The organism is Cetobacterium sp. 2G large (genome assembly GCF_014250655.1).
GTDB lineage: Bacteria > Fusobacteriota > Fusobacteriia > Fusobacteriales > Fusobacteriaceae > Cetobacterium_A > Cetobacterium_A somerae.
In genome coordinates this window covers 37,054-59,853 of record NZ_JACHTH010000002.1, presented here as the reverse complement: position 1 = coordinate 59,853, position 22,800 = coordinate 37,054, and the positions used below count along the sequence as shown (strand labels likewise).

At 25.3% G+C, this 22,800-nt stretch carries 24 protein-coding genes and 1 riboswitch; of the genes, 15 read left to right on the top strand and 9 right to left on the bottom strand.

Annotated elements, in window-relative coordinates; all coding sequences use genetic code 11:
* Positions 1 to 40: 40 nt before the first annotated feature.
* Positions 41 to 213, top strand: a riboswitch (cobalamin riboswitch).
* Between the two features lie 93 nt (positions 214 to 306).
* Both H5J23_RS00675 and H5J23_RS00670 read left to right on the top strand, forming a co-directional pair.
* Complete coding sequence (locus tag H5J23_RS00675) at positions 307 to 711, top strand: hypothetical protein (RefSeq protein ID WP_185890397.1); 405 nt, start codon at positions 307 to 309, stop codon at positions 709 to 711.
* Between the two features lie 176 nt (positions 712 to 887).
* A complete protein-coding gene (locus H5J23_RS00670) occupies positions 888 to 2,246 on the top strand; it encodes an FAD-dependent oxidoreductase (protein WP_185890395.1) in 1,359 nt (452 codons plus the stop codon).
* A gap of 44 nt (positions 2,247 to 2,290) precedes the next feature.
* Here H5J23_RS00670 and H5J23_RS00665 read toward each other — a convergent pair whose 3' ends face one another.
* A complete protein-coding gene (locus H5J23_RS00665; protein WP_185890393.1) occupies positions 2,291 to 2,878 on the bottom strand; it encodes a nitroreductase family protein in 588 nt (195 codons plus the stop codon).
* 173 nt (positions 2,879 to 3,051) lie between these two features.
* On the opposite strand from H5J23_RS00665, the gene H5J23_RS00660 reads away from it, so the two are divergent.
* The 7 genes from H5J23_RS00660 (at position 3,052) to H5J23_RS00635 (ending at position 8,581) form a co-directional block, all read left to right on the top strand.
* Complete coding sequence (locus H5J23_RS00660; protein ID WP_185890392.1) at positions 3,052 to 4,623, top strand: sensor histidine kinase; 1,572 nt, start codon at positions 3,052 to 3,054, stop codon at positions 4,621 to 4,623.
* Positions 4,616 to 5,281: a response regulator gene (locus H5J23_RS00655; protein WP_185890391.1), complete on the top strand. Its 666-nt coding sequence runs from the start codon at positions 4,616 to 4,618 to the stop codon at positions 5,279 to 5,281. Before H5J23_RS00660 ends, H5J23_RS00655 begins: the two co-directional genes overlap by 8 nt.
* Before the next feature lie 184 nt (positions 5,282 to 5,465).
* Complete coding sequence (locus H5J23_RS00650; RefSeq protein WP_185890390.1) at positions 5,466 to 6,263, top strand: class I SAM-dependent methyltransferase; 798 nt, start codon at positions 5,466 to 5,468, stop codon at positions 6,261 to 6,263.
* A gap of 62 nt (positions 6,264 to 6,325) precedes the next feature.
* Positions 6,326 to 6,796, top strand: a complete 471-nt coding sequence (locus H5J23_RS00645) for an N-acetyltransferase (RefSeq protein WP_185890389.1) — start codon at positions 6,326 to 6,328, stop codon at positions 6,794 to 6,796.
* 18 nt (positions 6,797 to 6,814) lie between these two features.
* On the top strand, positions 6,815 to 7,792 hold the full coding sequence (locus tag H5J23_RS00640) for a S66 peptidase family protein (RefSeq protein ID WP_185890388.1): 978 nt from the start codon (positions 6,815 to 6,817) through the stop codon (positions 7,790 to 7,792).
* Between the two features lie 37 nt (positions 7,793 to 7,829).
* Entirely contained in the window at positions 7,830 to 7,967 is a 138-nt protein-coding gene (locus H5J23_RS14080; protein ID WP_221892770.1) for a hypothetical protein, read from the top strand.
* 11 nt (positions 7,968 to 7,978) lie between these two features.
* The gene (locus H5J23_RS00635; protein ID WP_221892769.1) at positions 7,979 to 8,581 is read left to right on the top strand and encodes a Fic family protein; all 603 of its coding nucleotides are present in this window, start codon (positions 7,979 to 7,981) and stop codon (positions 8,579 to 8,581) included.
* A 48-nt stretch (positions 8,582 to 8,629) separates the two neighbouring features.
* On the opposite strand, the gene H5J23_RS00630 is transcribed toward H5J23_RS00635, so the two are convergent.
* From H5J23_RS00630 to H5J23_RS00595, 8 genes are all read right to left on the bottom strand, one after another.
* The gene (locus tag H5J23_RS00630; protein ID WP_185890387.1) at positions 8,630 to 8,830 is read right to left on the bottom strand and encodes a hypothetical protein; all 201 of its coding nucleotides are present in this window, start codon (positions 8,828 to 8,830) and stop codon (positions 8,630 to 8,632) included.
* Positions 8,831 to 8,944: 114 nt separating this feature from the next.
* Positions 8,945 to 10,396, bottom strand: coding sequence for a flippase (locus H5J23_RS00625; protein ID WP_185890386.1), 1,452 nt, complete (start codon positions 10,394 to 10,396; stop codon positions 8,945 to 8,947).
* Positions 10,375 to 11,319, bottom strand: coding sequence for a glycosyltransferase (locus H5J23_RS00620; protein WP_185890385.1), 945 nt, complete (start codon positions 11,317 to 11,319; stop codon positions 10,375 to 10,377). Before H5J23_RS00620 ends, H5J23_RS00625 begins: the two co-directional genes overlap by 22 nt.
* Before the next feature lie 13 nt (positions 11,320 to 11,332).
* A complete protein-coding gene (locus H5J23_RS00615) occupies positions 11,333 to 12,052 on the bottom strand; it encodes a WbqC family protein (RefSeq protein WP_185890384.1) in 720 nt (239 codons plus the stop codon).
* Positions 12,053 to 12,073: 21 nt separating this feature from the next.
* A complete protein-coding gene (locus tag H5J23_RS00610; RefSeq protein WP_185890382.1) occupies positions 12,074 to 12,784 on the bottom strand; it encodes a WbqC family protein in 711 nt (236 codons plus the stop codon).
* Positions 12,781 to 13,914, bottom strand: a complete 1,134-nt coding sequence (locus H5J23_RS00605; RefSeq protein WP_185890381.1) for a DegT/DnrJ/EryC1/StrS aminotransferase family protein — start codon at positions 13,912 to 13,914, stop codon at positions 12,781 to 12,783. Before H5J23_RS00605 ends, H5J23_RS00610 begins: the two co-directional genes overlap by 4 nt.
* An 86-nt stretch (positions 13,915 to 14,000) precedes the next feature.
* The gene (locus tag H5J23_RS00600; RefSeq protein ID WP_185890379.1) at positions 14,001 to 15,653 is read right to left on the bottom strand and encodes a glycosyl hydrolase family 28-related protein; all 1,653 of its coding nucleotides are present in this window, start codon (positions 15,651 to 15,653) and stop codon (positions 14,001 to 14,003) included.
* Between the two features lie 15 nt (positions 15,654 to 15,668).
* Positions 15,669 to 16,736 (bottom strand): glycosyltransferase family 4 protein, encoded by a 1,068-nt coding sequence (locus H5J23_RS00595; protein ID WP_185890377.1) that lies wholly within the window; start codon positions 16,734 to 16,736, stop codon positions 15,669 to 15,671.
* Positions 16,737 to 16,921: 185 nt separating this feature from the next.
* Between H5J23_RS00595 and H5J23_RS00590 the strand changes: the two genes are divergently transcribed.
* Genes H5J23_RS00590 through H5J23_RS00565 form a run of 6 tightly spaced genes read left to right on the top strand, consistent with a single transcriptional unit; the run spans position 16,922 to position 22,788 of the window.
* Positions 16,922 to 17,611: a YveK family protein gene (locus H5J23_RS00590; protein ID WP_185890375.1), complete on the top strand. Its 690-nt coding sequence runs from the start codon at positions 16,922 to 16,924 to the stop codon at positions 17,609 to 17,611.
* A gap of 16 nt (positions 17,612 to 17,627) precedes the next feature.
* Positions 17,628 to 18,875, top strand: coding sequence for a sugar transferase (locus tag H5J23_RS00585; RefSeq protein ID WP_185890373.1), 1,248 nt, complete (start codon positions 17,628 to 17,630; stop codon positions 18,873 to 18,875).
* Positions 18,876 to 18,877: 2 nt separating this feature from the next.
* Positions 18,878 to 19,675: a glycosyltransferase family 2 protein gene (locus H5J23_RS00580; protein WP_185890371.1), complete on the top strand. Its 798-nt coding sequence runs from the start codon at positions 18,878 to 18,880 to the stop codon at positions 19,673 to 19,675.
* Positions 19,672 to 20,700: a glycosyltransferase family 1 protein gene (locus H5J23_RS00575; RefSeq protein ID WP_185890369.1), complete on the top strand. Its 1,029-nt coding sequence runs from the start codon at positions 19,672 to 19,674 to the stop codon at positions 20,698 to 20,700. Before H5J23_RS00580 ends, H5J23_RS00575 begins: the two co-directional genes overlap by 4 nt.
* Before the next feature lie 23 nt (positions 20,701 to 20,723).
* A complete protein-coding gene (locus tag H5J23_RS00570) occupies positions 20,724 to 21,941 on the top strand; it encodes a hypothetical protein (protein ID WP_185890367.1) in 1,218 nt (405 codons plus the stop codon).
* Positions 21,919 to 22,788 carry a glycosyltransferase family 2 protein gene (locus H5J23_RS00565; RefSeq protein WP_185890365.1) on the top strand — a complete coding sequence of 290 codons (870 nt, stop codon included), beginning with the start codon at positions 21,919 to 21,921 and terminating at the stop codon, positions 22,786 to 22,788. The genes H5J23_RS00570 and H5J23_RS00565 overlap by 23 nt, the downstream gene beginning before the upstream one ends.
* The last annotated feature ends 12 nt before the right edge of the window (positions 22,789 to 22,800 follow it).

The window sequence follows — 22,800 nt, the reverse complement described above, 5'->3', positions numbered from 1 at the left end:
TTGACAAATAATTTAAAATGAGATATAAAATTATTATAAAACTAAATAAAAGTTTTTGGGTGCTTAGGCATAACAAGGAAGTAGGTGTAAATCCTACACAGCCTCCGCTACTGTAATGAGGATGAAACTATAAAACCACTGGAATAAAATCTGGGAAGGATAGGAGTAAAGTGATTCTAAGTCAGGAGACTTACCTAAAAACTACACAAAATTGTTAGGAGTGGACAAGTGTGTAAAAAAATCTAAAGGATTATATATCCAGTAGATTTTTTTGTCTTCTTCTCTACGTTCAAGGGAGTGAGAAAGATGAGTAAAGATTTAAAATGGGATTATAATAAGTTTAGAGAATTTGATAAGTTTATACATACTTTTAAAACTTATCAAGATTTGTCAAAGTTTTTAGAAGAAAATTTATCAGCTATGAGTGGGAAGCAGGAGTTTTTATATCATATTGTAAAGATGACACCTCAAGAACAGCTATTGTTATTTTATTTAAAAAAGTATAAAGGAATAAAAAATTTAGAAACTTTTTATAAAGAATATATAAAGTTTTGCCAAGAATATTATTACTCTTTAAACAAGGATTTATTTGAAGTAGACCCATGGAAAAGGCAAGCTGTATATCATATAAATAGAAAAAATAGATTTTTAGATAGCTTAAAAAAAGTTAAAAATAGTTTAAATATATCATATAATAAAAGTTTAAATTAATTTGTAAAATATAAATAAAATTTTTATTGTTAGACGCTAGAACTTTAAATTTTAGCGTCTTTTATTTTTTAAATTTTGAAAATTTATAGTAGTTACTTTTTTGTAACTAATTTACAGAAAATAAATAATATTGTATTCTGAGCATATGAAATAAGAATATGAAAAGGAGTACTATTATGAAAATATGTAATATTTTAAATGCTAAATCTTATGATGCTATTATAATTGGGTTTGGAAAAGGTGGAAAAACTCTTGCGGGATTTTTAGGAAAAATAGGGAAAAAAGTTGCTTTAATTGAAAAAGATAAAAATATGTATGGTGGAACTTGTATAAACGTAGGATGCATTCCTACAAAAATTCTTGTTGAAGAATCTCAAAAAATTGAAAAGAATTTTAAAAAAGCTATTGAAAGAAAAAACACACTAATTTCCGATTTAAGAGGGGCTAATTATAATAAGTTAGATTCTTTTAAAAATGTAGATATTTATACAGGAATAGGTTCTTTTGAAACTGAGTATTTGATAAGTGTTACAAATGGAGAAGATAAAACTATATTAAAAGGTGAGCAAATATTTATAAATACAGGAGCAAAGACGATTATTCCTAAAATAGAGGGATTAGAAAAAACTAGGAATATCTACACGAGTACATCTATTATGGAGTTAGATATATTACCTTCTAAATTAGCAATTATTGGTGGTGGATATATAGGACTAGAATTTGCATCAATTTTTAATAACTTTGGTTCACAAGTAACTGTTTTTGAAGGTGGAGATAATATTCTTTTAAGAGAAGAGCCCGAGATTAGGGAAGAAGTTAAAAAAGATTTTCAAAATAGAGGAATTGAGATATTAACAAAAAGTAATATTATAAAAGTAGATAACTTTTTCAAAAATAAAGTGGAAGTTTTATTTAATAAAAATGATAAAAGTCACTCTTTAATATTTGATGGAATTTTAATAGCTGTGGGAAGAGAACCAAATATTGATGATTTAAAGTTTGAAAATGCTGGGATTAACTGCTCAAATAGGGGGATTTTAGTTAATGAAAATTTGCAAACAAATGTTTCACATATATATGCTTTAGGTGATGTTAAAGGAGGACTTCAGTTTACGTATATCTCCTTAGATGATTTTAGAATAGTTAAAAATAGTATTTCAGGAGATAAAGCTATAACAATAAATTCTAGAAATTTAGTTCCTTATTCTGTATTTTTATCTCCCACCTTATCAAGAGTAGGGATGTCTGAAGAAGAGGCATTAAATGCAGGATATAAGGTTAAAACAAAAGTAATTAAAGCAACTTCAATTCCTAGAGCTAAAATTTTAGAAGAAGAAAGAGGAATTTTAAAAGCTGTTATTGATAAAGATACAGGTAAAATTTTAGGATGTTCTTTATATTCTGTAGAATCAAGTGAAGTTATCAACATAGTTACTATGGCTATAAAAGAAAATAAAGAGTACTCTTATTTAAGAGATTTTATATTTACTCACCCAACTATGAGTGAATTTTTAAATGATTTATTTGATTTTTAACAAATGTAAGGAAGAAATTTTTTAGGTTTCTTCCTTTTTATTTTTTAAATTTTCTTAATTATAAGTTGATCAAGAGATAATTTAGGCACAAAATGCTTGTAACTATGATTTTCTAAATTTTCTCTCCAATACTTCATATTTTCATTTTCAACTACTGTTAAAACAACCTCATCTGTAGGGACTCCTATTGGCATTACAAAAAGTGGAATATACTCCTTTGAAATATTTAGTGTTTCTAAAATATCATCTTTTTTTACAGGCTCCATGAAGTTAACTCCATATCCTAATGACGTTGCTATTAATTTCATATTTTGAAGAGCTATACCACAATCCGCATATATAAAATTTAGTGGTAACTTAGGAGGGTTATCTGTAAATATAACTATATATCCTCCTGGAGCTTCATCTTCAGTAGGTTTCCATTCTATTTGACTAGCCCAAACAACATCTTTAAAAAGCCGAGAACATATATCTTTATCATTTACTAAAACATATCTTAGAAATTGTTTGTTAGCACCAGCTGATGAAAAGTGGGCTCCTTCAATAACTCTCATTAAATCATTCATTGGAACACTAATATTTTTGAAGCTTCTGTGAGAACGAGCTTTTTTAATTAAATCTAATATTTCCATCTTAATCCTCCATAAAATTTTCATTAAATATTCTCTTAAATAAAATCATTTTGTAATTTTTTCAATGTTTATCTATCACTTCCTTTTTTAGAAACAAAATTTACTAGAAAGATTTATATATATGAGTTAAAATATAGGATAAAAAATAGTACAATTATTTTGCGGAGGTATAAATGAAAAGCCGTTTTGAACAAAGAGTTATTAAATTATCTATTTTAATAACCTCTCCTTTGCTAATATTACTTATAGGAATAATAACTTATACAGAGATTAATAATGAAACTAGCAAAGTAAAAAGAAGTTTAAGTGAAGTAGCTCTTGAAATTTCCAATACTAAATTTGTAAAAGATTCTATAATTAATGGAAATTTTAATCTACAAAAATATGCAGAGATATTTGTTGATAATAATCAAGATGTTGATATTGTAGTTATAGCTGATAAAAATAAACGTCGTTTTAGTCATCTTGATACAAGTAAAATTGGAGAAATATTTGGAACTAAAGATAGTGAAGAGGTTTTTAAAAATAAAAAGGGATACTTTATAATAACTAAAGGATCTCAAGGTTTAACATATAGAAGATTTGAACCTATAATTAGAAATAAAGAAATCATAGGTTTTGTCATGGTTGGAAAGCTCTTTAATATTTTTAGACATACTATTTTTCTTATTTTATTAAAGATTTTACTTCTTGCTTTTGTAAGCTCTAGTTTTATTTTTATAAGTTCTAGAGTTTTTGCAAAAAAAATAAAAAAAGAGATGCTTAACTTAGAGCCTGAAGAGATTACAAATCTTTATGTAAATACGAAAAGTCTTGTACAACAACAAGCTGCTATTATTGACAATATTCATGAAGGAGTGGTTGTTTTAAATTCATCTTTAGAGATAATAAATATCAATAAAAAAGTTTTTGAAATTCTTCATGAGTTTGATATTCAACTTTTTATAAAAAGATTTTATGACATTTTCTATGAGAAAAAAAATGTTTATTTCAAAGAGATAAAAATAGGTCATGAAAAAGTTTTTGTTAGTATAATTCATCTTTTAGAGGATGAAAATCACTTAGGAGTTATTATAACCTTCTATAAACATCTAGAAATTATAAATTTAGCAAAAGAGCTCACAAGTATAAATAATGTAATTACTGGATTTAGAGAAAATAACCATGAATTTAAAAATCAACTTCAAGTGATTTCTGGATTAATCCAATTAAAAAAATATGACTTAGTTCAAGAATATATGAAAAATTTAGAGAATAGTAGTATGAAGATATTAACTGAAATTGCTAATATTTCTGATTATTATATATTAGGAATTTTAATTGGAAAGTTTAGTGTTATAAAAGAAAAAGGTATCAATTTTACAATTGATCAAGATTCTATTTTATTTAAAGAGCACGGGTTCATTACCTCACTTGATATTATAACTATTGTATCTAATCTTTTAGAAAATGCAATTGAAGCTTTGGAGAAAACTAAAATTGATGATAAAAAAATTGAGCTTCTTTTATTAGAAGACAATGATTCTATTCAAATTACAGTTTTTGATAATGGTTTAAAAGTTGATCCTAATATAAAAAATAAAATGTTTGAAAGATATGTTTCTTCTAAAGGAACAAATCGAGGTATTGGATTAGCTCTTGTAAAATCTAAAATTGAACTTTATAATGGACAGTTTCTTTTAGAAGAGGTTGATTATGGAAAATATTTTACAATCATATTGAATAAGGAGAATAAAGATGTATAAAGTATTAATTGTTGAAGATGATCCTATGGTTGCATCTATAAACAGTATTTTTTTAGAGAAATATAGTAACTTAGAAGTTATTAACATAGCAAAGAACGAAGAGGAAGTTTTTGAAATTCTTGAAAAAAATTTTGTAGATTTGATTTTATGTGATGTTTACTTAGAGGAAAGTAATGGGATTGAGATTTTAAAAAAAATTAGATCTAAAGGAATCTTAACAGATATTATTTTTATTACAGCTTTAAACGAATCTAATAAAATCAAAGAAGCTGTTGCTTTTGGAGCTATAGATTTTTTAATTAAACCGTATAATCAAGCTAGATTAGATACAGCTATTGGTAAGTTTTTAAAGAAAAATGAGCTACTTATAAAAACTACTATGGATCAAGAAGAGTGTGATGAATATTTCTCTTTTGACTCCACTCAAACAGAATTTCCAAAAGGAATAAATGAAAAAACTTTAGAAAAAATTGAGTTGTTTTTAAGTGAAAACAGAAAAAAATGGTGGAATGCTAATAAACTTTCTGAAGAGCTTAATATAAGTACTGTAACTCTAAATAAATATCTAAAATATTTGGTTTCTATAAATAAACTAACTGTTAACACATCTTATGGTGAAGTTGGAAGACCTGAAAATTTTTATAAATATCATAATTAATAAAAAGAAAACTAAGGTTTCTCTTTTTATTTATAAGAATTTATTTTAATATAAAGAGTATAAAATTTTAAAAGAATGTGATATGCTAATTGAAAAAAGAATAAAAGTAGAGATAAGTAGTGATTAACTTATCTCTATTTTTATAATACCACAAGAAAAAATATTTATATAAAGGGGAGAGTATATGAATAGCATTTTAAAGTATTATGAAGAGTATGATGAGGATAAAAGACTTTTTAAATCAAATGTGAATAAACTAGAGTTTATAACAACTATTGAAAAGCTTAACTCAATTATTAAGTCAGGGGATAAAATTATAGAATTAGGAGCTGGAACAGGAAATTATAGTTTTTATTATAATGACAAAGGACATGAGGTAGTGGCTTTAGATATTGTTCCAAAACATGTAGAAATAATAGAACAAAAGATAAAAGAGAAAAATAGTGAAAAAATAAAAACTTATTTAGGAAGTGCTATAGATTTATCAGAATTTTCTGATGAGAGTTTTGATGTTGTTTTATGCTTAGGACCGATGTATCATTTAACGTCAGTAGAAGATCAGAGAAGTTGTATAATGGAATCAAGACGAATTTTAAAAAAAGATGGAGTTTTAGCAATAGCTTATATAAATAAGCATTATATACTCGCAAATACTATGCTAAATAATAACTATTTAAAAGAAAGTTTTATAGAAAAAACGCTCACTAGCGGGATAATGAAATCAGAGGATGAAGGTAACTTTTGGGTTGAATCAAATTACTTTACTCCAAAAGAGATAGAGAAGCTTGTAAATAAAATTGGATTTAGAAAGATATCTAATCTTGCTACAGATGGGATAGGAAGATTATTTAGTGAAAAAGTTAATAGTTTTTCAGAAAAAGAGTTTGATATATTTAAAAACTATCATTTAGCTTCATGTGATGATGAATCGTTATTGGGATATAGTAACCACGGGCTTTATATTGTTAAAAAAATTGATTAAGAAATACTAATGATCTTAACTTTTAATTTGTATAGACTTTTTATGAGAGAAATAGGAGGAGTATGATTATAAAAAACATTTCAGAAATTGAAGCTAAAGAGATTAGTCTTTGGAAATATTTAGGAGAATATTCAGTTTATAACTATCCTTCTTGGGAGACGATGTGTAAACAAAACTGGGCTATTACAATTGATAATGTAAGAGCAATCGAATATTTTGGTTTGTACAATACTTTAAATATTTTAATCGGTAATTTTAGGCTTCATAATACGGGAGAATTTATTTTGGTGAGTTTAGCTTTAAATCCATCTTTGTGTGGTAAAGGTTTAGGAAATGAATTGATGAATGCGATTAAAAATCAAAGTAAAATTAAATATCCAGATATAACAAAAATTGTATTAGAGGTTCGTTCATTTAATAGAAGAGCTATTAAGTGTTATCAAAAAAATGGATTTAAAATTGAAAATATTTATATAAAAGATACTTTAACTGGAAAAGATATTTTCTTCAAGATGGTTTATTATTCTGCATAAATGTAAAGGGGGAGATTAATGAAAAAAATGACAATAGGAATTTTTGCTCCATCAAGTCCTGCTCATATTTTATTTGCATCAAAATATAAATATGCTAAATCTAGGTTATTAGAACTGGGATTTAATGTAAAAGAGGGAAATTTAATTCAAAATAAAAACTTTCAAGGATATCGAACTGCCTCTGGAAAAGAGAGAGCTAATGAATTAATGAATTTAATTTTAGATGAAGATATTGATATTTTAATGCCTGTTATTGGAGGTTATAATAGTGCTAGTTTACTTCCATACTTAGATTTTGATAAAATAAAAAATATTAAAAAAATTCTCTGTGGATATAGTGATATAACAGCTCTTCAAATGGCATTTTTAGAGAAAACAAATTTTTCTATTATATATGGAGCATCACTAATCCCAACTTTTGGTGAATATCATTCTAAAAATATATTTGGGGAAAGTAGTTTTTTACAGGCTTTAATTGAAAAAAGTTACGATTTGATACCTCCTGAAAAATGGTCCAATCAACTTTTAAATGCTTTAACTGAAGAGTGGAAAAATGAGAGGTTATATGAAAAAAATGATGGTTGGAAGATTTTAAATGAAGGGGAAGGAAGAGGAAGAGTTATCGTTGCAAATATAGAAACGTTTGTTACACTTTTTGGCAGTGACTTTATTCCCAATTTAAAAAATTGTATTCTGGTTTTAGAGGATGAAGATGCTACTATAACTTTAGAAGAGAGAAGTCTAAATGCTTTAAAACTTTATAAAATTTTTGATAATTTAAAAGGTTTAATTTTTAGTAAACCAGAAATATACAACAATAAAAATTCAGGCTTGAAATATGAGGAGCTTATAGATGAGATTGTTGGTAAAAGAGATTATCCTATAATTTATAATTTTGATTGCGGACATACAATTCCTAGTATATGTATCCCCCAAAATGGTATAATGAATTTAGTAGCAAAAAATGGCGAGATTAAGATTAAAATAGAAAAGTAGCTATTAAAATATAAATAAATTGAAATAGGTGATAAAAATGATTGAAAAAAATATTTTTGATGAAATTAATCAAAAAAAATTAAAATTAGATGAATTGAGACCATTGTCAGAAGAGACAGTAAAAAGTTTAAGAGAAAGTGTTTTATTAGAATGGACAATAACTCTAACGCTATAGAGGGAAATACATTGACTTTACTTGAAACAAAAGTGGTTTTAGAGGGGATAACAGTTGGTGGAAAAAGTTTAAGAGAACATTTAGAGGTTGTAAATCATAAAGAGGCAATCTTGTATTTAGAAGATATTATAAGAAATAAAGAACCTTTTAGTGAGTGGCAAATAAAAAATATTTACCATTTAGTTTTAAAAGGTATTAATGATAAGTATGCAGGAAATTATAGAGATCAGCAAGTGATGATTTCAGGAGCTCAACATCTTCCACCAGCACCATTTTTATTAAAAGAAAAAATGAATGAATTTATAGAGTGGTATTCTACAAAAGCACAAGAGTTGCATCCAGTAGAAAGGACTGCAATGGTTCATATTATATTTGTAGGGATACATCCATTTGTTGATGGAAATGGAAGAACATCTAGATTACTTTTAAATCTGGAATTAATGAACAATGGCTATCCTCCAATAGTTATAAAAAATGCAAACAGATTAGAGTATTATTCAGCTCTAGATAAAGCACATACGACAGGAGAAAATTTTGATTTTGTCTCTTTAGTTGTGAAAGAAACAAATGACATGTTAGATCGTTACATATCTCTTTGCAATAATAATTTTTAGATATAAAAAACTTGGTTCTCATAAGAGAACCAAGCAAAGTTTATTTATTTAACTTTTTGAGAAGTAAATCATATCAATAAGCTGCTTTCCATCCTCAAAGATTAAATGGTCATAGTTATCGATAAAAAAGTTTTTAATTCGATGAGATTCTGTAAAACCACAATTTTTATAGAGGTTAATAGTTGAAGGAGTTTCTCCAGTTCCAACTAGTATAGTTTTTAAAATGTCGTTATCAAATAAAGCAAACATCTTTCCACTTTCCTCCAATAAAAGATAGTGCATATTAACATGAAGTCAAATAAAAATATAAATTTAACTAAAAAAGCTGTAGACAAGTATTCATCTACAGTTTGAATAGAGTAATTATTTTTTAGTTTTTTTTAACGAGTAAATTACAAATTCTTGAAAAATTTGAATTATAATCTTTTCCTTAAGGATAAGTAAGACACTAAAATAAATAATAGCACCAGTAATTGATGAAAATAAAATTAAAGTAAAACTAGAAAAGTAAAGATGCATAGGAAAAAGAATAGCTCCCATAACTGAACTAGCTATAATATATTTAATAAGTGAATTTGTAATAAGTTTTATTTTAAAATTTTTCTTTAAAATATATATTGAAAAAAGTGGAGCTATTATTTCTGTAAAAAATAAAGAAATTGCAGCACCGATATATCCAAATTTTGGAATTAATAAAAAATTTAAAATAATATTGATAAATGCAGATAAAGTTTGTATTTTAAGACCAAACTTTTCTTGTCCCGAAGGAAGAAGAATTTGAGCATAAATCCAATTGCTAAGACCCATAAAAAAAATAAGTGGTGCAAGAATATAAAGAGAGTATGCTGCAGGAAGAAATTGTTCACCTCCAAATAAAAGATTAAGAGGCTTTGATAAAATAAGAAGACCTATAACAATAGGGATAGAAATAATATAGTTATAGTTTAAAGAATTATTTAAGAGACTTAAATATTTTTCAGAATCATTGTGATAGTAGTATGATATACGTGGAATTAAAACTGTTGATATCGCCCCAGTTAAAGCTAATCCCATAAGCTGAAATTGCTTAGATCTTATAAAAAATGCTACTTCATCAGAGGATTGAAAAAAACCTAAGATAATTGTATTTACTGAGTTATAAATACTTACAATTAATGTTGATAAAAAAAATATTTTTAAAACTTTAAGATGTTTAAATGGAGATATTCCTATTATTTTAAAATTAATAAGTTTACAAAAATATGAAAAACTCATTAAGGTTGATATCCCTTGACCTAAAATAAGTAGAGTAGCATATATATAATAATCTTTCTCTTCTTTAACGAATAAAATAATGAATAAAAAAGTTAAAGCCTTAGTGATTATATTTCGCATAGATATTATTTTATAATCTTCAACTCCTCCAAAGAACCAATCCACTTCAAAAATATTTATTACAATAGAAAAACCTATTATATAAAAAAGAGTTATATTTTGGTTAAATTTTGGAATTAAATAAATCATTGGTAAAAAAATTAGAATAACAATTATAGTTATAATGAGTCTAAGGATAACAATTTCAGATACAAGCTTTGAAAGTAATTCTAAATTTTCTCTTATTTTAGCAACTTCTCTCATTCCATAAAAAAGGACTCCAATATTAGATATAACCATAACAATAGCAATAACTGATTGTACAAAATTAATATCTCCTAAATTGTGAGCTCCTACAGTTCTTGAAACATAAGATCCTGTTATAAAAGGAAATGAAATATTGAAAACTTGAAATAATGTATTATAGATAATATTTGACTTTATTGAGATTTTTCGTTCCATATTTTTGTCACAGCCTTTCTTAAGCAGTGTTTAAAAAAGGGAATAGTTTTAAAATGCCCTGTTTTATAGTTAATTTTTAAAAGCTTACTAAGAGAAATAATATCTTTAGAGATAAAAATTTTTTTGATACCTTGATACATAGTTTGTTGTAATCTTTTTTTTACAAGATAAAAATTATTAGATGAAATATTATCTAAAATATTTAAATAAGCTTGAATTTCATCTTCAATTTGAATTAATTGCTTTTGTGCTGAAAAAGCTGAAGTTCCGCTATTTACTAATCGATATGTAGAAAGATATTCTTTAAAATGTTTTATTTTTCCGTTTTCTATTAATAAAATTTTTAAAGAAAGATCACAGATATATTTTATATTTTTAAGATAACAAGAGTATACATCAATAAAAGATTCACCCCAAATATTTTTAAAAACTAAACTACAAGTTACAATTGGATTGTAGTCTAGTTGATCTTGAATTTGTTTCAAATCTCCTAAATTTTTTTGAAAAAAATCTTTACGAGGATTGTTGTATTGATCGACACAGAGAACATTATTATAAGTCGCTATATAGTCTTCATTTTTTTCTAGAAAATCTACAGATTTTTGAAGCTTTGAAGAGGAGTTCCAATAATCATCACCATCTAAAATAGCAATATATTTACCTTTAGAAAACTTGAGTGTTTCAAGTAAATTTTTAACTACTCCAAGATTTCTCTTTTGAGCAATTAATTTAATTTTATCAGGATTTTTCATTTGATATTTAGTAATTTTTTCGACTGTATTATCTTGAGAGCAGTCATCACCAATGATAATTTCATAGTCAAAATCTGTTTTTTGGTTTAAAGCACTACTTAGAGATAAGTCTATATACTCTTCGTGATTATAAGTTAACATAATAACACTAAGTACAATATTTTTTTTCATACAAATTACCCTCCTATGGAAATTCATCTAAGATAAAATTATCAAGCATCTTATTAATATCTTCTTTTGAATTCCAAAACATTACATCTATAATAGAGAGCCCTGGAATAAAAGTAGGAGAAAAAGTTTTATACTCATTTAAAATTGGTGCTAGAAATGTAAGTTTAATACCTAAGCTTTGATATTTAATAGGATTAAAGAAAGATTTTCCACCAGGAGGATTGACATATTCAGTTGCATTAAAATATTTAGCTGTATATAAAGCCCATTCATCAGGAGCCTGAACAGATTCTACAGGAAAATCTTTAAGTTGTGAAAAAATTTGAAAATTGAAATTTATATTAAGATATTTACAAATTACTTTCAAAGAGTATATATTTAACTCACAAAGGCTTTCGGTATTATATGATAGAACATCGTTGACTATAGACATAACTTCTTTAAAAAAAGGAGCTTTTTTATAGATAGTTAATTCTCCTAAAATTTTATTTTTCCAATCAATATTTTTATTAATTTTTATATCTTTGATTAAGGTTTTACTAGAAATTCTTTCTATTGGAACTGTAATATAATTGGTTTCTAAACCATTTTGTTTAAGGATTCTATTTCGATTAACCCATCCTTTATTAATATATTTAACGCTATCAAAAATAATCCATTTTTCACAATATTTTATTAAAGAGAAATATCCAATATAAGGGAAAAAATAAGGTTGCATCATTCCTATTTTCATTATAAAAATCTCCTTTTGTACTTAGTCTAAGGTATAATTATCTAAAATATTCAAAATCTCTTCTTTCGAATTCCAAAACATCACATCTATAATAGAAAGACCAGAAATAAAATTTGGTGAAAAAGTTTTGTATTCTTTAAAATTAGAGTTAAGAAAAGTTAGTTTAATATCATTTTTTAAGTATTTTTCTCTATTATAAAAAGATTTTCCACCAGGAGGATTGACATATTCAGAAGCCTTAAAAAACTTACACGCTTCTAAAGCCCAGTCATCTGGTTCTTTAATTTTACTAGTATCAAAATTTTTAATATTTGAAAATATAACATAGTTAAAATCAATTCCAAGATAGTTGCAAATTAATTTAAGAGAATGAATATTGAATTCAGATATACTAAGAGTTTCAAAATCAAAAATTTTATTTAAAAGAGAGGTGATTTCTTTATAATATGGGGCTTTAGAGTAAATAACTAGTTGATTTAAAATTTTATCCTTCCAATTCTTTTCATTGTCTATTAAAACATTTTTTATTGGAGTTTTGTGTGGAAATTTTTTTAAAGGAACATTTATATAGATTATTTCACCAACTTTATTCTTTAAAATTCTATTTCTATTTATCCATCCTCTTGAAATAAATTGAACATTATCAACTACAATCCATAAATCAGTATGTTTTATTAAAGAAAAATACCCAATATAAGGGAAAAAATAAGGTTGCATTCCTCCTAATTTCATTCAATAATTGCCTCCTTTTTTATAATTTTAATTGCATTAACAATATATTCTACTGTGGAAAGATTGAGAGAACCATAAATAGGTAAAGTCAAAATTCTATCTGCAATATAATTAGCATTTTTTAAATCTAGATTTTTATATTCATCTTGATAGCAATCAAAATTACTAGTAAGAGGATAAAAATATTTTCTTGTAAATATATTAAAATCTTTTAATTTTTCATAAAGTTCATTCCGTGTCTTTCCAAATTTTTTTTCGTCAATTAAAATAGGAAAATAAGCATAATTATGTTTTACATTCTTAATATCTTTAGAAGTTTTTATTCCATCTACGTCTTTTAAAAGTTCTCTATATAAATAAGTTATTTTTTTTCTATCTTCAATTTGTTTGTCCATATATCGAAGATTGACTATACCCATAGCAGCTTGAAATTCATTCATTTTTGAATTTCCACCAACAGCTATGACAGATTCTGGACCTGTAATACCAAAATTTTTATAAAGTTTTAAAGCTTCTTTAAGCTTTGAATCATTATATGTTAGTGCTCCACCCTCAATAGAATTAAAAACTTTAGTTGCATGAAGACTAATCATTGAAATATCTCCAAAGTTCCCTATTCCTTTTCCATTTATTTCAACACCAAAACAGTGGGCAGCATCATATAAAACTTTTAAATTATATTTTTTGGCGATTTTTTCGATAGCTTCAACGTCACAAGGCGTTCCAAATACATGAACAGGCATAATAGCAGTAGTATTTTCATTTATTAAATTTTCAATTTTATTAGGATCAATATTGTACGATTCAGTTTCAATATCACAAAATATAGGTTTAATGCCACAATTGACAAGAGCATGAGTAGTAGATGCAAAAGTAAAAGGTGTTGTAATAACCTCTCCTTTTAAGTTCAAGGCTTTGATACTCATTTCTAATCCAAGATGTCCATTTGTACAAAGAGTTGTATAGTTAGTTTTTAGATAAGAGTTTAGTTTCTCTTTAAATTCCTCGTGGATAGGACCGAGATTTGTAAGAATATTATTATCCCAAATTTCTTTAATTTTATGTGTATATTCTTCAAAAGGTGGTAAAAAAGATTTTGTGACAAAAATTGGTGTCTCAAGCTTATTCATAAAATCACTCCTCTAAACTGTTATAAGATTTTAAGATAATATAAATTTTTTAGTTAATCTATCATGAAAAGTTTTATCTTCTATTTTTAAGATTCCGTATTACTAGCAAAATATCCATTATCAATAAAGGCATTGGCTTCTGCCAAAGTATCAAAGAATAATATTTGTAAATCACATAATCTAAATTTAAATCCTTTAGGAGCATTATCAAACCAAAATCCTAAATTTCCGTAATCTTTATAGATATCTCCTACGTAAAATGAAAGTCTATAAAAATTCCATTTTCCAATTTTTTTCAAATTTAATATTCCCATATCTCCTGATCCAGCTGTCAATTTTAATTTTGCTTCTGGATGGAAATTCATTGGTTTTATATTAAATGTTATAACTGCGTATTTTCCCACTTTCTCTTTTAAAGAGTCCATTAAATTTACATAGCAAATTCCACCATCTTGTATAACTTCAAATTCAATAGACTTTTTTTTCATTACTCCATCATCTACTAAAGTTAAGTTCATTGAATTTTCTCCAAAATCTATTTTTTTCTCTAGTGATTCCATATTATTATTTATAATTATATTAGCATTTTGAGGATAATAATAAATATTATTAGGTTGTGAACTGTAGTATCCTAAGCTTCCTCCTGAAATATAAACTGGTTCAAACATATGATTTTTGACAGTTAAAGGAGGCTGATTATTATCTATTTGTCCCCATCCGCTTCTAGTAAATGAGTTTGCTATAGTTATATTTGAGTCTATATTTTCTATCTGAACTCCTTTGTTATAAAGAGTATATGCTTGATTTTGATAAGAATCTGAAATTTCACAGTTTATTATAGAAACATTAGATTTTTTAAAATATGAATTATGAATATATGTTCCTTCTATTTTTATCCTTCCTACATCTTCAATATGAAATTCACGGCCCATATATTTTTCGTTGTATATGTCAATAGCTAATAAAGGTGATTTTGAATTCCCTTCTAACCAAAGATTTTCAATAACAATTGGAACCATACCTTTTCCAAAATTTTTTGCTATAAATACGGCACCTGTATTATTTTCTGCAATACAATCTCTTATTATTATTTGTCCACCTTCATTTTTCCCTTTATTCTCATCTTCTATATATATCCAAACCGTTTTAGTTGATTCACTAAAGTATGATTTGTTGAATGTATCACATCCAACATGCATTATTTTTCCTGGATTGGAGGTATTTCTTGCATAAAAGTGAATAGGGTTATTACTAAAATCACATTCTTCCCAGTGAGTTCCTATGTTTCCACCAATCTTCTTTACTGCTACTTCACTTGCATTTATTAAGGAGACATTTTTAAAACTCCATCTTCCAGCATAAACATCATTCATAGTTTCTCCAAATTGAACTAAAGTTTTAGTTTTTCCTTGTCCATCTATTATAGCGTTTTGAAATATCTGATAGTCCCAACCACCTGGATCTTTCAATGTAATGATTGGTTTTTCATGATTATTAGCTATAAAAATAGTGTCTCCATCTCCTGTGATTTGATGATGTTGGAAGATAAAATTGCCTTTATAAACTCCACTTGGAATATATATAGTTGATTTTTTAGGTAAATATGCCATAGCTTTATTAAAAGCTTCGGTATCATCAGTAATTCCATCACCTTTAGCTCCAAAGCTTTTTATATCAACTTTTCCTAAAATACTTATACTAAGAATAAAAAAATATATAAAAATTTTTAAAAATCTCATATTTTTCCTCTCTTCTCAATTTAAAATATATGTTTTTAATTTTTGGTATGAATTTTCCCAATTAAAATTAGAAATATAATTTTGGCCATTTTTTTCTAAGTTTTCGATAATATTTTCATTATTTAATAAAAAGTCTAGTCCTTCATATAAATTTTCTAGATTTTTATGTACTTTATACCCTGTTTTCAAGTGTTCTACATATTCGTGCCCAGGGATATTAGTTACGCACACGCACGTTCCAGATAACATAGCTTCTGCAGGAGGTAGTGCCCATCCCTCTATAAGACTAGGTGATATAAAAATTCGAGCTCTATTATAAAGTTGAACTAATAAATCTTGTTTAGGCATTTTATGGTATTCAATCCATTCTGGTAAATCTTTTGGTCTTTCTGGCAAACCAAAAAGAATTAATTTTAAATCAATATACTTAATCTTTAGTTTTTCTAAAATATGTAAAGCCTTTTTGCTTTGTTTAACTTTTTCATCAGAGTGATACAACATCATTAAAGTATTTTTTTCTTTTTTTATATTTTCAATTTTAAAAAATTTGGTGTTATCCAAACCGTTTTCAATATAAGTATTATTTTTATCATATTGATCTATTAAATTTTTTAAAAATTTAGATATTACAATTTTTTTCATCGGCTTTTTATAAGTTGCATATAATCTTTTTTCCTCCATAGCCCAATTTTCATGAGACTGTATTAAATAAAATTTCTCTCCTTTATCTTTATTATATTCAGCCACATACTCTGCTGTTTCACAAGCTGTAGCGAATATATAATCTGATTTAGGAATGTTTTTCTCAGATAGATTTAAGCACCAAAAAATATTGATTTTTTTATTTAAATTAAACCATGAATATGGTAGATATCGATTTTTTTTAAAGTTAAAATATACATATCTTAATATTCCAAATATTTTTTTTTGGAAGCTTATTTCTTTCCATTTTAAGACTGCAGGCATAACTATACTTACTTTAAATCCGTCTTCAATTAATTTATTAGCATATTCAAAAACAACTTTATGTCCTCCGATAGGTCTTGCACTTCCACTAGGTAGAATAAATACAACTTGTCTCATTTTACACCTCTATTTTAAATACTTTTTTATTATTGTAGTTTATTCAAAAGGAATAGAGTTAACCTTTTCAGTTGTTCTTATAATTTATTTCAAAAAAATCGAAATAAACAGTTTATTTTTTAATAGGATTAAACTTTTATTTTTTGAAAAAAAATGTACAAATAATGATTTGAAGGAGCTTAATAATGGAGATTAATAACTTAAGATTAATTGATATAATTTTTATTTTAAAAAAAAGAATCAAAATATTACTATTTACTGCAATTCCAATATTTATAGTAGGATTGTATTTTATTTTTAATACTCCAACGCAATATAAAGGTGAAGTTACTTTTATTATTATGAATAATCCAACTACAATAAGCTCTTCTGTTAATAATAATGACCTTGCTGCAAGTGAAAAATTAGCGACAATTTATTCCGAAATTTCAAAAAGTAAAACTCTTTTACAAAAAGTTATTAATAAATTTGACTTAAATGAAACTGTAAATTCTTTAGAAAAAAAAGTTAAATTTGAACCGATAGGTAATACAGGAATATTAAAATTTACCTATATTGATAGTCATCCGGTTATGGTTGCTACAATTTCAAATGAAATAGCTAATGAGTTTTTATTGAAAGTTAATACTACTTTGAATTTAAGAAATATTCGTATAATTGAAGAGGCTATTCCTCCAACAGAACCTATTTCTAAGAAAATCTTTATTAAATTTTGTGTAACTATACTTGCTTCTTCTCTTTTTGGTATTTTTTTTGCTTTTTTAATTGAAAATTATTCTTTAAAGCTAAAAGATTATTCCGAAATTATGGCTATATTAGAGTCACCAATACTGGGAGTAATTCCAAAATTTCAACCTGAAGATAAATCATCTTAAAAAGGAGAATTTTTCTATGAAGAAAAGATATTTTAAACATTTAAAAGAAATTTTTATTTCTATTTTAATTTTAGTAATAATTCATTTTTTATCGATAAAATACTTAAATATTTTTGAAGAAATTTTTATATATATTATTATTTTTTTTTCATTGAGCTTATATTATATTTTTAGTATTTTAGATTTTGATTCATCTCATTTAAAATCAGATATCTTGTATCTATTAGGAATTAATATACTGATGTTTTCTATAATTAAATATATGTATGCTGATAAAGAAGTTTTTCTTTGGTTTCTAATCTCCACTTCTAGTTTTATTATGATTAAGATTCTTCTTAGCAATATGCTTAAAAATAATCAAAAGACTCTAGTATTTATAGACTTTGATGGTAATATTGAAGCTGTTTTTAATGAGAGTTTAGAAATTAAATCTTGTATTTTTAAGAATCTTGATGATTTGAAAAAATCTAATGAAGTTTTAGAAATCATTTATAGGCCTTTTTTAAATAAAGAAGTTTTAGATAAACTTTTTGAACTAAAACTTTTGGGTATTAACACGATAGAATATTTCGATTTTTTTGAACAATATCAAGGAAAAATTAATATTGATATTATATCGAAGGAGTGGTTTTTAAAGTCTAAAGAGTTTAAACTTTTACATTCTAATTTTTCGAAGCGAATGAAAAGATTTGTAGATATTATCATCTCTATTTTACTATTGATTTTATTGTTTCCAATATTTTTATTAACATATATATGTATTAAACTCGAAACTCCAAAAGAGTTCTTTCTATCTTCAGCTTTTTTTAAACAAAAAAGAATAGGTCTTTTAGGAAAAGAATTTACAATAATCAAGTTTAGATCTATGAAAATACATGATCCTAAAAGTTTTTCTAAATACTCTTCAAAAGATGATAAAAGAATTACAAAAGTAGGAAGAATTATAAGAAAACTCAGAATAGATGAATTACCTCAGCTTTTAAATGTAATTAAAGGAGACATGAGCTTTATTGGGCCAAGACCAGAGTGGAATGAGCTAGGAAAAGAATATGAAGAACTTTTAAATCTATATTCTCTTAGATATGCTATGAAGCCAGGAATTACAGGACTAGCTCAGGTAATGTATTCTTATGGAGCTAATCTTGATGATGCAAAAAGAAAACTGGAATATGATATCTATTATATTGAATATTTCAGTTTTTTACTTGATTTAATAATAATTTTTAAAACTATCAAAATTGTTATTTTTGGAAGAGGTGTGTGAATATGATTGATATAAGTTGTAGTATTGTAACGTATAATACAAATCAAAAAGATTTATTTAAAGCTATCCGATGTTTTTTAAATACAGATTTAAAAATTCATCTTTTTATATCTGATAATTCACCAACAAATACTCTAAAAGATGAACTTAATATTTTTCCAAAAGATAAAATAACTTATATTTTTAATGGAAGAAATGGTGGATATGGTTGGGGACACAATCAAGTTATGCTCTATCAAAATATAGATTCTAAATATCATTTAATTTTAAATCCAGATATTGAATTTAAAAAAGGTGTGTTAGAAGAACTATTTAAATTTCTTGAAAGTAATGAGAAAATTGGACATGTTATGCCTAAAGTTAAGTATCCTGATGGAGAGCTTCAATATCTTTGCAAAAGACTTCCGACTCCTATAAATTTAATTTTACGAAAATTCTGTCCTATAAAAACCTTGATATCTAAAAGTGATTATCTTTATGAAATGAGAGATTTTAACTATAATTCTATTAAAGAAATTCCAATACTTTCTGGATGTTTTATGTTAATAAGAACAAATATTTTAAAAAGTATAAATGGATTTGATGAGAGATTTTTTATGTATCTTGAAGATTATGATTTAAGTAGGCGTATAAATATGGTTTCTACATCTGTTTTTTATCCTTATGTAGAGATAATTCACTCTCATGCTAAAGGGTCTTTTAAAAATAAAAAAATGTTAATATTTCATGTAATATCAGCTATAAAATATTTTAATAAATGGGGATGGATATTTGATAAATATAGGAGGAATTCAATATGAAAATTTTATTAGATGGACGATTAATATCAAATAAACCTACTGGAATATCTAGATATTCTAGAGAGATTATTAAAATTTATCAAGATTATTTTGGCTATGATAATATCATGGTTATTGTAAATGAGAATTTAGATAGTAAAACATTTAATTTAATTTATACTGATTTAAAGCCTTTTACTCCGCACCATTTTTTTTTATTTAATAATTTCTTAAAAAAACTTGATTTTGATATATATCACTCATTGTATCATTGTAATAGTTTTTTTAAGGATAAAAACAAATTTTACATAACAACAATTCATGATGTTGGATATAAAGCAATAAATTGTAAAATACATTTAAATCCTGTTAGAAATTTTTTAACTAAGGTTGCAGTGGATTTTATTCTAAAAAGAACACTAAAAAATTCAGATTTAGTTATTACCGTATCTCAATCAACTAGAGATGATATTCTTCGTTTTTATAATAAAGATTCTATTCATATTCCAGAAGGAGTAAATATTATTCCAGGAAAAGAGATTCCTATTAAAAGTTTGAAGCCAAAATCGTTCTTTCTATACGTTGGGAATTCAAGGCCTACTAAAAATCTAAATTTTCTTTTAGAAGCTTTTAGTAAAAGTAAAACAGAAAAAACTCTTGTTATTGCAGGAAATAATAACTTCTTACAGGTTGATCGAGAGAGGGTTCAAAATTTAGGTTTTGTTAGCGATGAAGAGTTAAATTGGCTCTATTCAAATTGTGAAGCTTTTATATTTCCATCTCTTTATGAAGGATTTGGTCTACCAGTTCTAGAAGCACTTCATAAAGGTGCAAAAGTTTATTGTTCTACTGGAGGTTCACTAAAAGAGTTTTCTAATTCTGTTGTAAAACATTTTGATCCTTATGACTTACAAGAATTGATATTTTTAATTGAAAATAGTGATTCTATAGCTTTTGAAAAAAATGAAATAAATTTAATTTTAGAAATGTACAGCTGGAATAATGTAAATAATCTTATGATTAATAAAATTTTTAATAAACTTTAAATATTAAGTGAGGTGGTTGAGATTTGTTTAAATTATTTTACGTTGTCCCATATGTTTTTATATATACAATTTACTATACAAATCTCCCTATAAAGTTAGAAGAACTCCTAATGTTAATTTACTTAGGATATTATTTTTTAAATGAAAAAATATTATTTTTTAAAATAAATTATAAGCTTTTATTTTTAATTATGACTTTAGGTTTAATATCTATTTTTAAAGTAATTGGAAATGGATATCCTTTGATTAGATGTTTAGAACAAATAATTCTTTTACTTGTTATGTTTTTAGGATTTGATAAATTTTTTGAAAATTATGGATATGAAAAATTGTTTGATATATATTTAAAAATCACATGTTTTATCTCAATTTTAGGTATATTTCAATTCATTATTTATTTATTTTTTAAAATTGATATATTTCCGTATCCTATTGGATGTAATTCTAGAGTTTTACCAACTTTTGGGAGCGATTTGGCTAGAATTAGGAGTGTAGCTTATGAACCTGGCTGGCTGGCTCAGACAATGTTACCAGCTTGCATTTATTCTATTGAAAATATTATAAGAAATAAAAAAATAAAAATTAATTATTTGATTATTCTTTTAGCATTTTTTATGACTCAAGCTAGTGCTGCTTTTATTGTGGTTCCTGTTTATTTTTTTATAACTAGATTTAAAAAACCAGCATTAAAAAACATTTTAAAAGTTTCTATTGCTATACCTTTAGGATTATTTTTAACTCAAAGTATATGGTGGAATAAATATATAGATACAATACAATCTTTTAAAAGTTTAAAAACAGGTATATTTGAAAACATAAATGCAAGTTCATTTGCAATTTTAAGTAATCTTTATGTTGCTCTTAATAATGATAATCTTTTCTTTGGAACAGGACTAGGAACTCATCCATATAGTTATTTAAGGAATTTTAAAAATTTAGAAACAGGTGTGTATTATTTTTATGGACTTAATGCTATGGACGCTTATTCTCTTGCAACAAGGATAGTTTCAGAAATGGGAGTAGTTATTTTAGCACTTTTTATTATTTTTATTATAGTATATTTAAATTTTGATGATTCAAATAAAGGGATAATAAATAGATGTGCTCTTGCTGGAATTCTGAGTTTTTTTTTAAGAGGTGGTCTATATACTAAATTTGGAACTGCTTTTATTATAATTTTATTTTTTAAAACATCTATAAAAAATAAAGGGGTAGAGTATGATTACAGTTATAATGATTAATTACAAAGGAACTCAAGATACAGTTGAAGCTATTAATTCTTTAAAATCTCAAAATTTTAAAGATAAATTTAAAATAATTGTTGTAGATAATTGTTCTCCTGATAATTCTTTTTCAATTTTAAGGGATATTTATACTGAAGATTCTATGGTAGATATTATTCTTTCTGAAAGAAATGGAGGATTTGCATATGGAAATAATTACGGTATTGAATATGCTTTAAAAAATTATAATCCAGATTTTTTTCTTCTTATAAATAATGATACTATTTCAGATTTTAATCTTTTAAAAGTTTTTAAAGAGTTTTATATAAATAATTTTGATAAAAACATAGGAATTTTAACTGGACAAATTTGTTATTTTAATTCACCTAATATTATTTGGTTTGCAGGTGGAAAACTTCAACGAAAAAGGGCTGGTGGAATACATATAGGAGAAAATGCTTTGAACTGTGAAGCATATAATATTCAAAGAGAAATTGACTTTGCTACAGGTTGTCTTATGTTTTTTCATAAAAGTTTAATTGATTCGATAGGATTACTTCCTGAAGAATATTTTATGTATTTTGAAGATGTGGATTTTTCTTGGAAGGTTATAAATTCAGGAAGAAAAATTATTTATTTACCTACAGCCAAAATTTTACATAAAGTTGGTAAAAGTTCTGATATTTTGACCTCGCGAAAAAGTTATGAACAATTTAATAGAAATCGTTCTATTCTTGCAAAAAAGTATCTGTGCTCATTGAGTTATATTAATTTTAAAATATTTATGTATACAAGAAATACTTTTAAATTTTTTAAACATCTTATTTGTGATAAGGAATTTGTCAATACCTATAAAGGTTTATAAAAAGGAGGGGAC

Excerpts from the sequence above, each read along its gene's own strand:
- H5J23_RS00675 (WP_185890397.1), top strand. The coding sequence starts at position 307 with ATGAGTAAAGATTTAAAATGGGATTATAATAAGTTTAGAGAATTTGAT.
- H5J23_RS00670 (WP_185890395.1), top strand. The coding sequence starts at position 888 with ATGAAAATATGTAATATTTTAAATGCTAAATCTTATGATGCTATTATA.
- H5J23_RS00665 (WP_185890393.1), bottom strand. The coding sequence starts at position 2,878 with ATGGAAATATTAGATTTAATTAAAAAAGCTCGTTCTCACAGAAGCTTC.
- H5J23_RS00660 (WP_185890392.1), top strand. The coding sequence starts at position 3,052 with ATGAAAAGCCGTTTTGAACAAAGAGTTATTAAATTATCTATTTTAATA.
- H5J23_RS00655 (WP_185890391.1), top strand. The coding sequence starts at position 4,616 with ATGTATAAAGTATTAATTGTTGAAGATGATCCTATGGTTGCATCTATA.
- H5J23_RS00650 (WP_185890390.1), top strand. The coding sequence starts at position 5,466 with ATGAATAGCATTTTAAAGTATTATGAAGAGTATGATGAGGATAAAAGA.
- H5J23_RS00645 (WP_185890389.1), top strand. The coding sequence starts at position 6,326 with ATGATTATAAAAAACATTTCAGAAATTGAAGCTAAAGAGATTAGTCTT.
- H5J23_RS00640 (WP_185890388.1), top strand. The coding sequence starts at position 6,815 with ATGAAAAAAATGACAATAGGAATTTTTGCTCCATCAAGTCCTGCTCAT.
- H5J23_RS14080 (WP_221892770.1), top strand. The coding sequence starts at position 7,830 with ATGATTGAAAAAAATATTTTTGATGAAATTAATCAAAAAAAATTAAAA.
- H5J23_RS00630 (WP_185890387.1), bottom strand. The coding sequence starts at position 8,830 with ATGTTTGCTTTATTTGATAACGACATTTTAAAAACTATACTAGTTGGA.
- H5J23_RS00625 (WP_185890386.1), bottom strand. The coding sequence starts at position 10,396 with ATGGAACGAAAAATCTCAATAAAGTCAAATATTATCTATAATACATTA.
- H5J23_RS00620 (WP_185890385.1), bottom strand. The coding sequence starts at position 11,319 with ATGAAAAAAAATATTGTACTTAGTGTTATTATGTTAACTTATAATCAC.
- H5J23_RS00615 (WP_185890384.1), bottom strand. The coding sequence starts at position 12,052 with ATGAAAATAGGAATGATGCAACCTTATTTTTTCCCTTATATTGGATAT.
- H5J23_RS00610 (WP_185890382.1), bottom strand. The coding sequence starts at position 12,784 with ATGAAATTAGGAGGAATGCAACCTTATTTTTTCCCTTATATTGGGTAT.
- H5J23_RS00605 (WP_185890381.1), bottom strand. The coding sequence starts at position 13,914 with ATGAATAAGCTTGAGACACCAATTTTTGTCACAAAATCTTTTTTACCA.
- H5J23_RS00600 (WP_185890379.1), bottom strand. The coding sequence starts at position 15,653 with ATGAGATTTTTAAAAATTTTTATATATTTTTTTATTCTTAGTATAAGT.
- H5J23_RS00595 (WP_185890377.1), bottom strand. The coding sequence starts at position 16,736 with ATGAGACAAGTTGTATTTATTCTACCTAGTGGAAGTGCAAGACCTATC.
- H5J23_RS00590 (WP_185890375.1), top strand. The coding sequence starts at position 16,922 with ATGGAGATTAATAACTTAAGATTAATTGATATAATTTTTATTTTAAAA.
- H5J23_RS00585 (WP_185890373.1), top strand. The coding sequence starts at position 17,628 with ATGAAGAAAAGATATTTTAAACATTTAAAAGAAATTTTTATTTCTATT.
- H5J23_RS00580 (WP_185890371.1), top strand. The coding sequence starts at position 18,878 with ATGATTGATATAAGTTGTAGTATTGTAACGTATAATACAAATCAAAAA.
- H5J23_RS00575 (WP_185890369.1), top strand. The coding sequence starts at position 19,672 with ATGAAAATTTTATTAGATGGACGATTAATATCAAATAAACCTACTGGA.
- H5J23_RS00565 (WP_185890365.1), top strand. The coding sequence starts at position 21,919 with ATGATTACAGTTATAATGATTAATTACAAAGGAACTCAAGATACAGTT.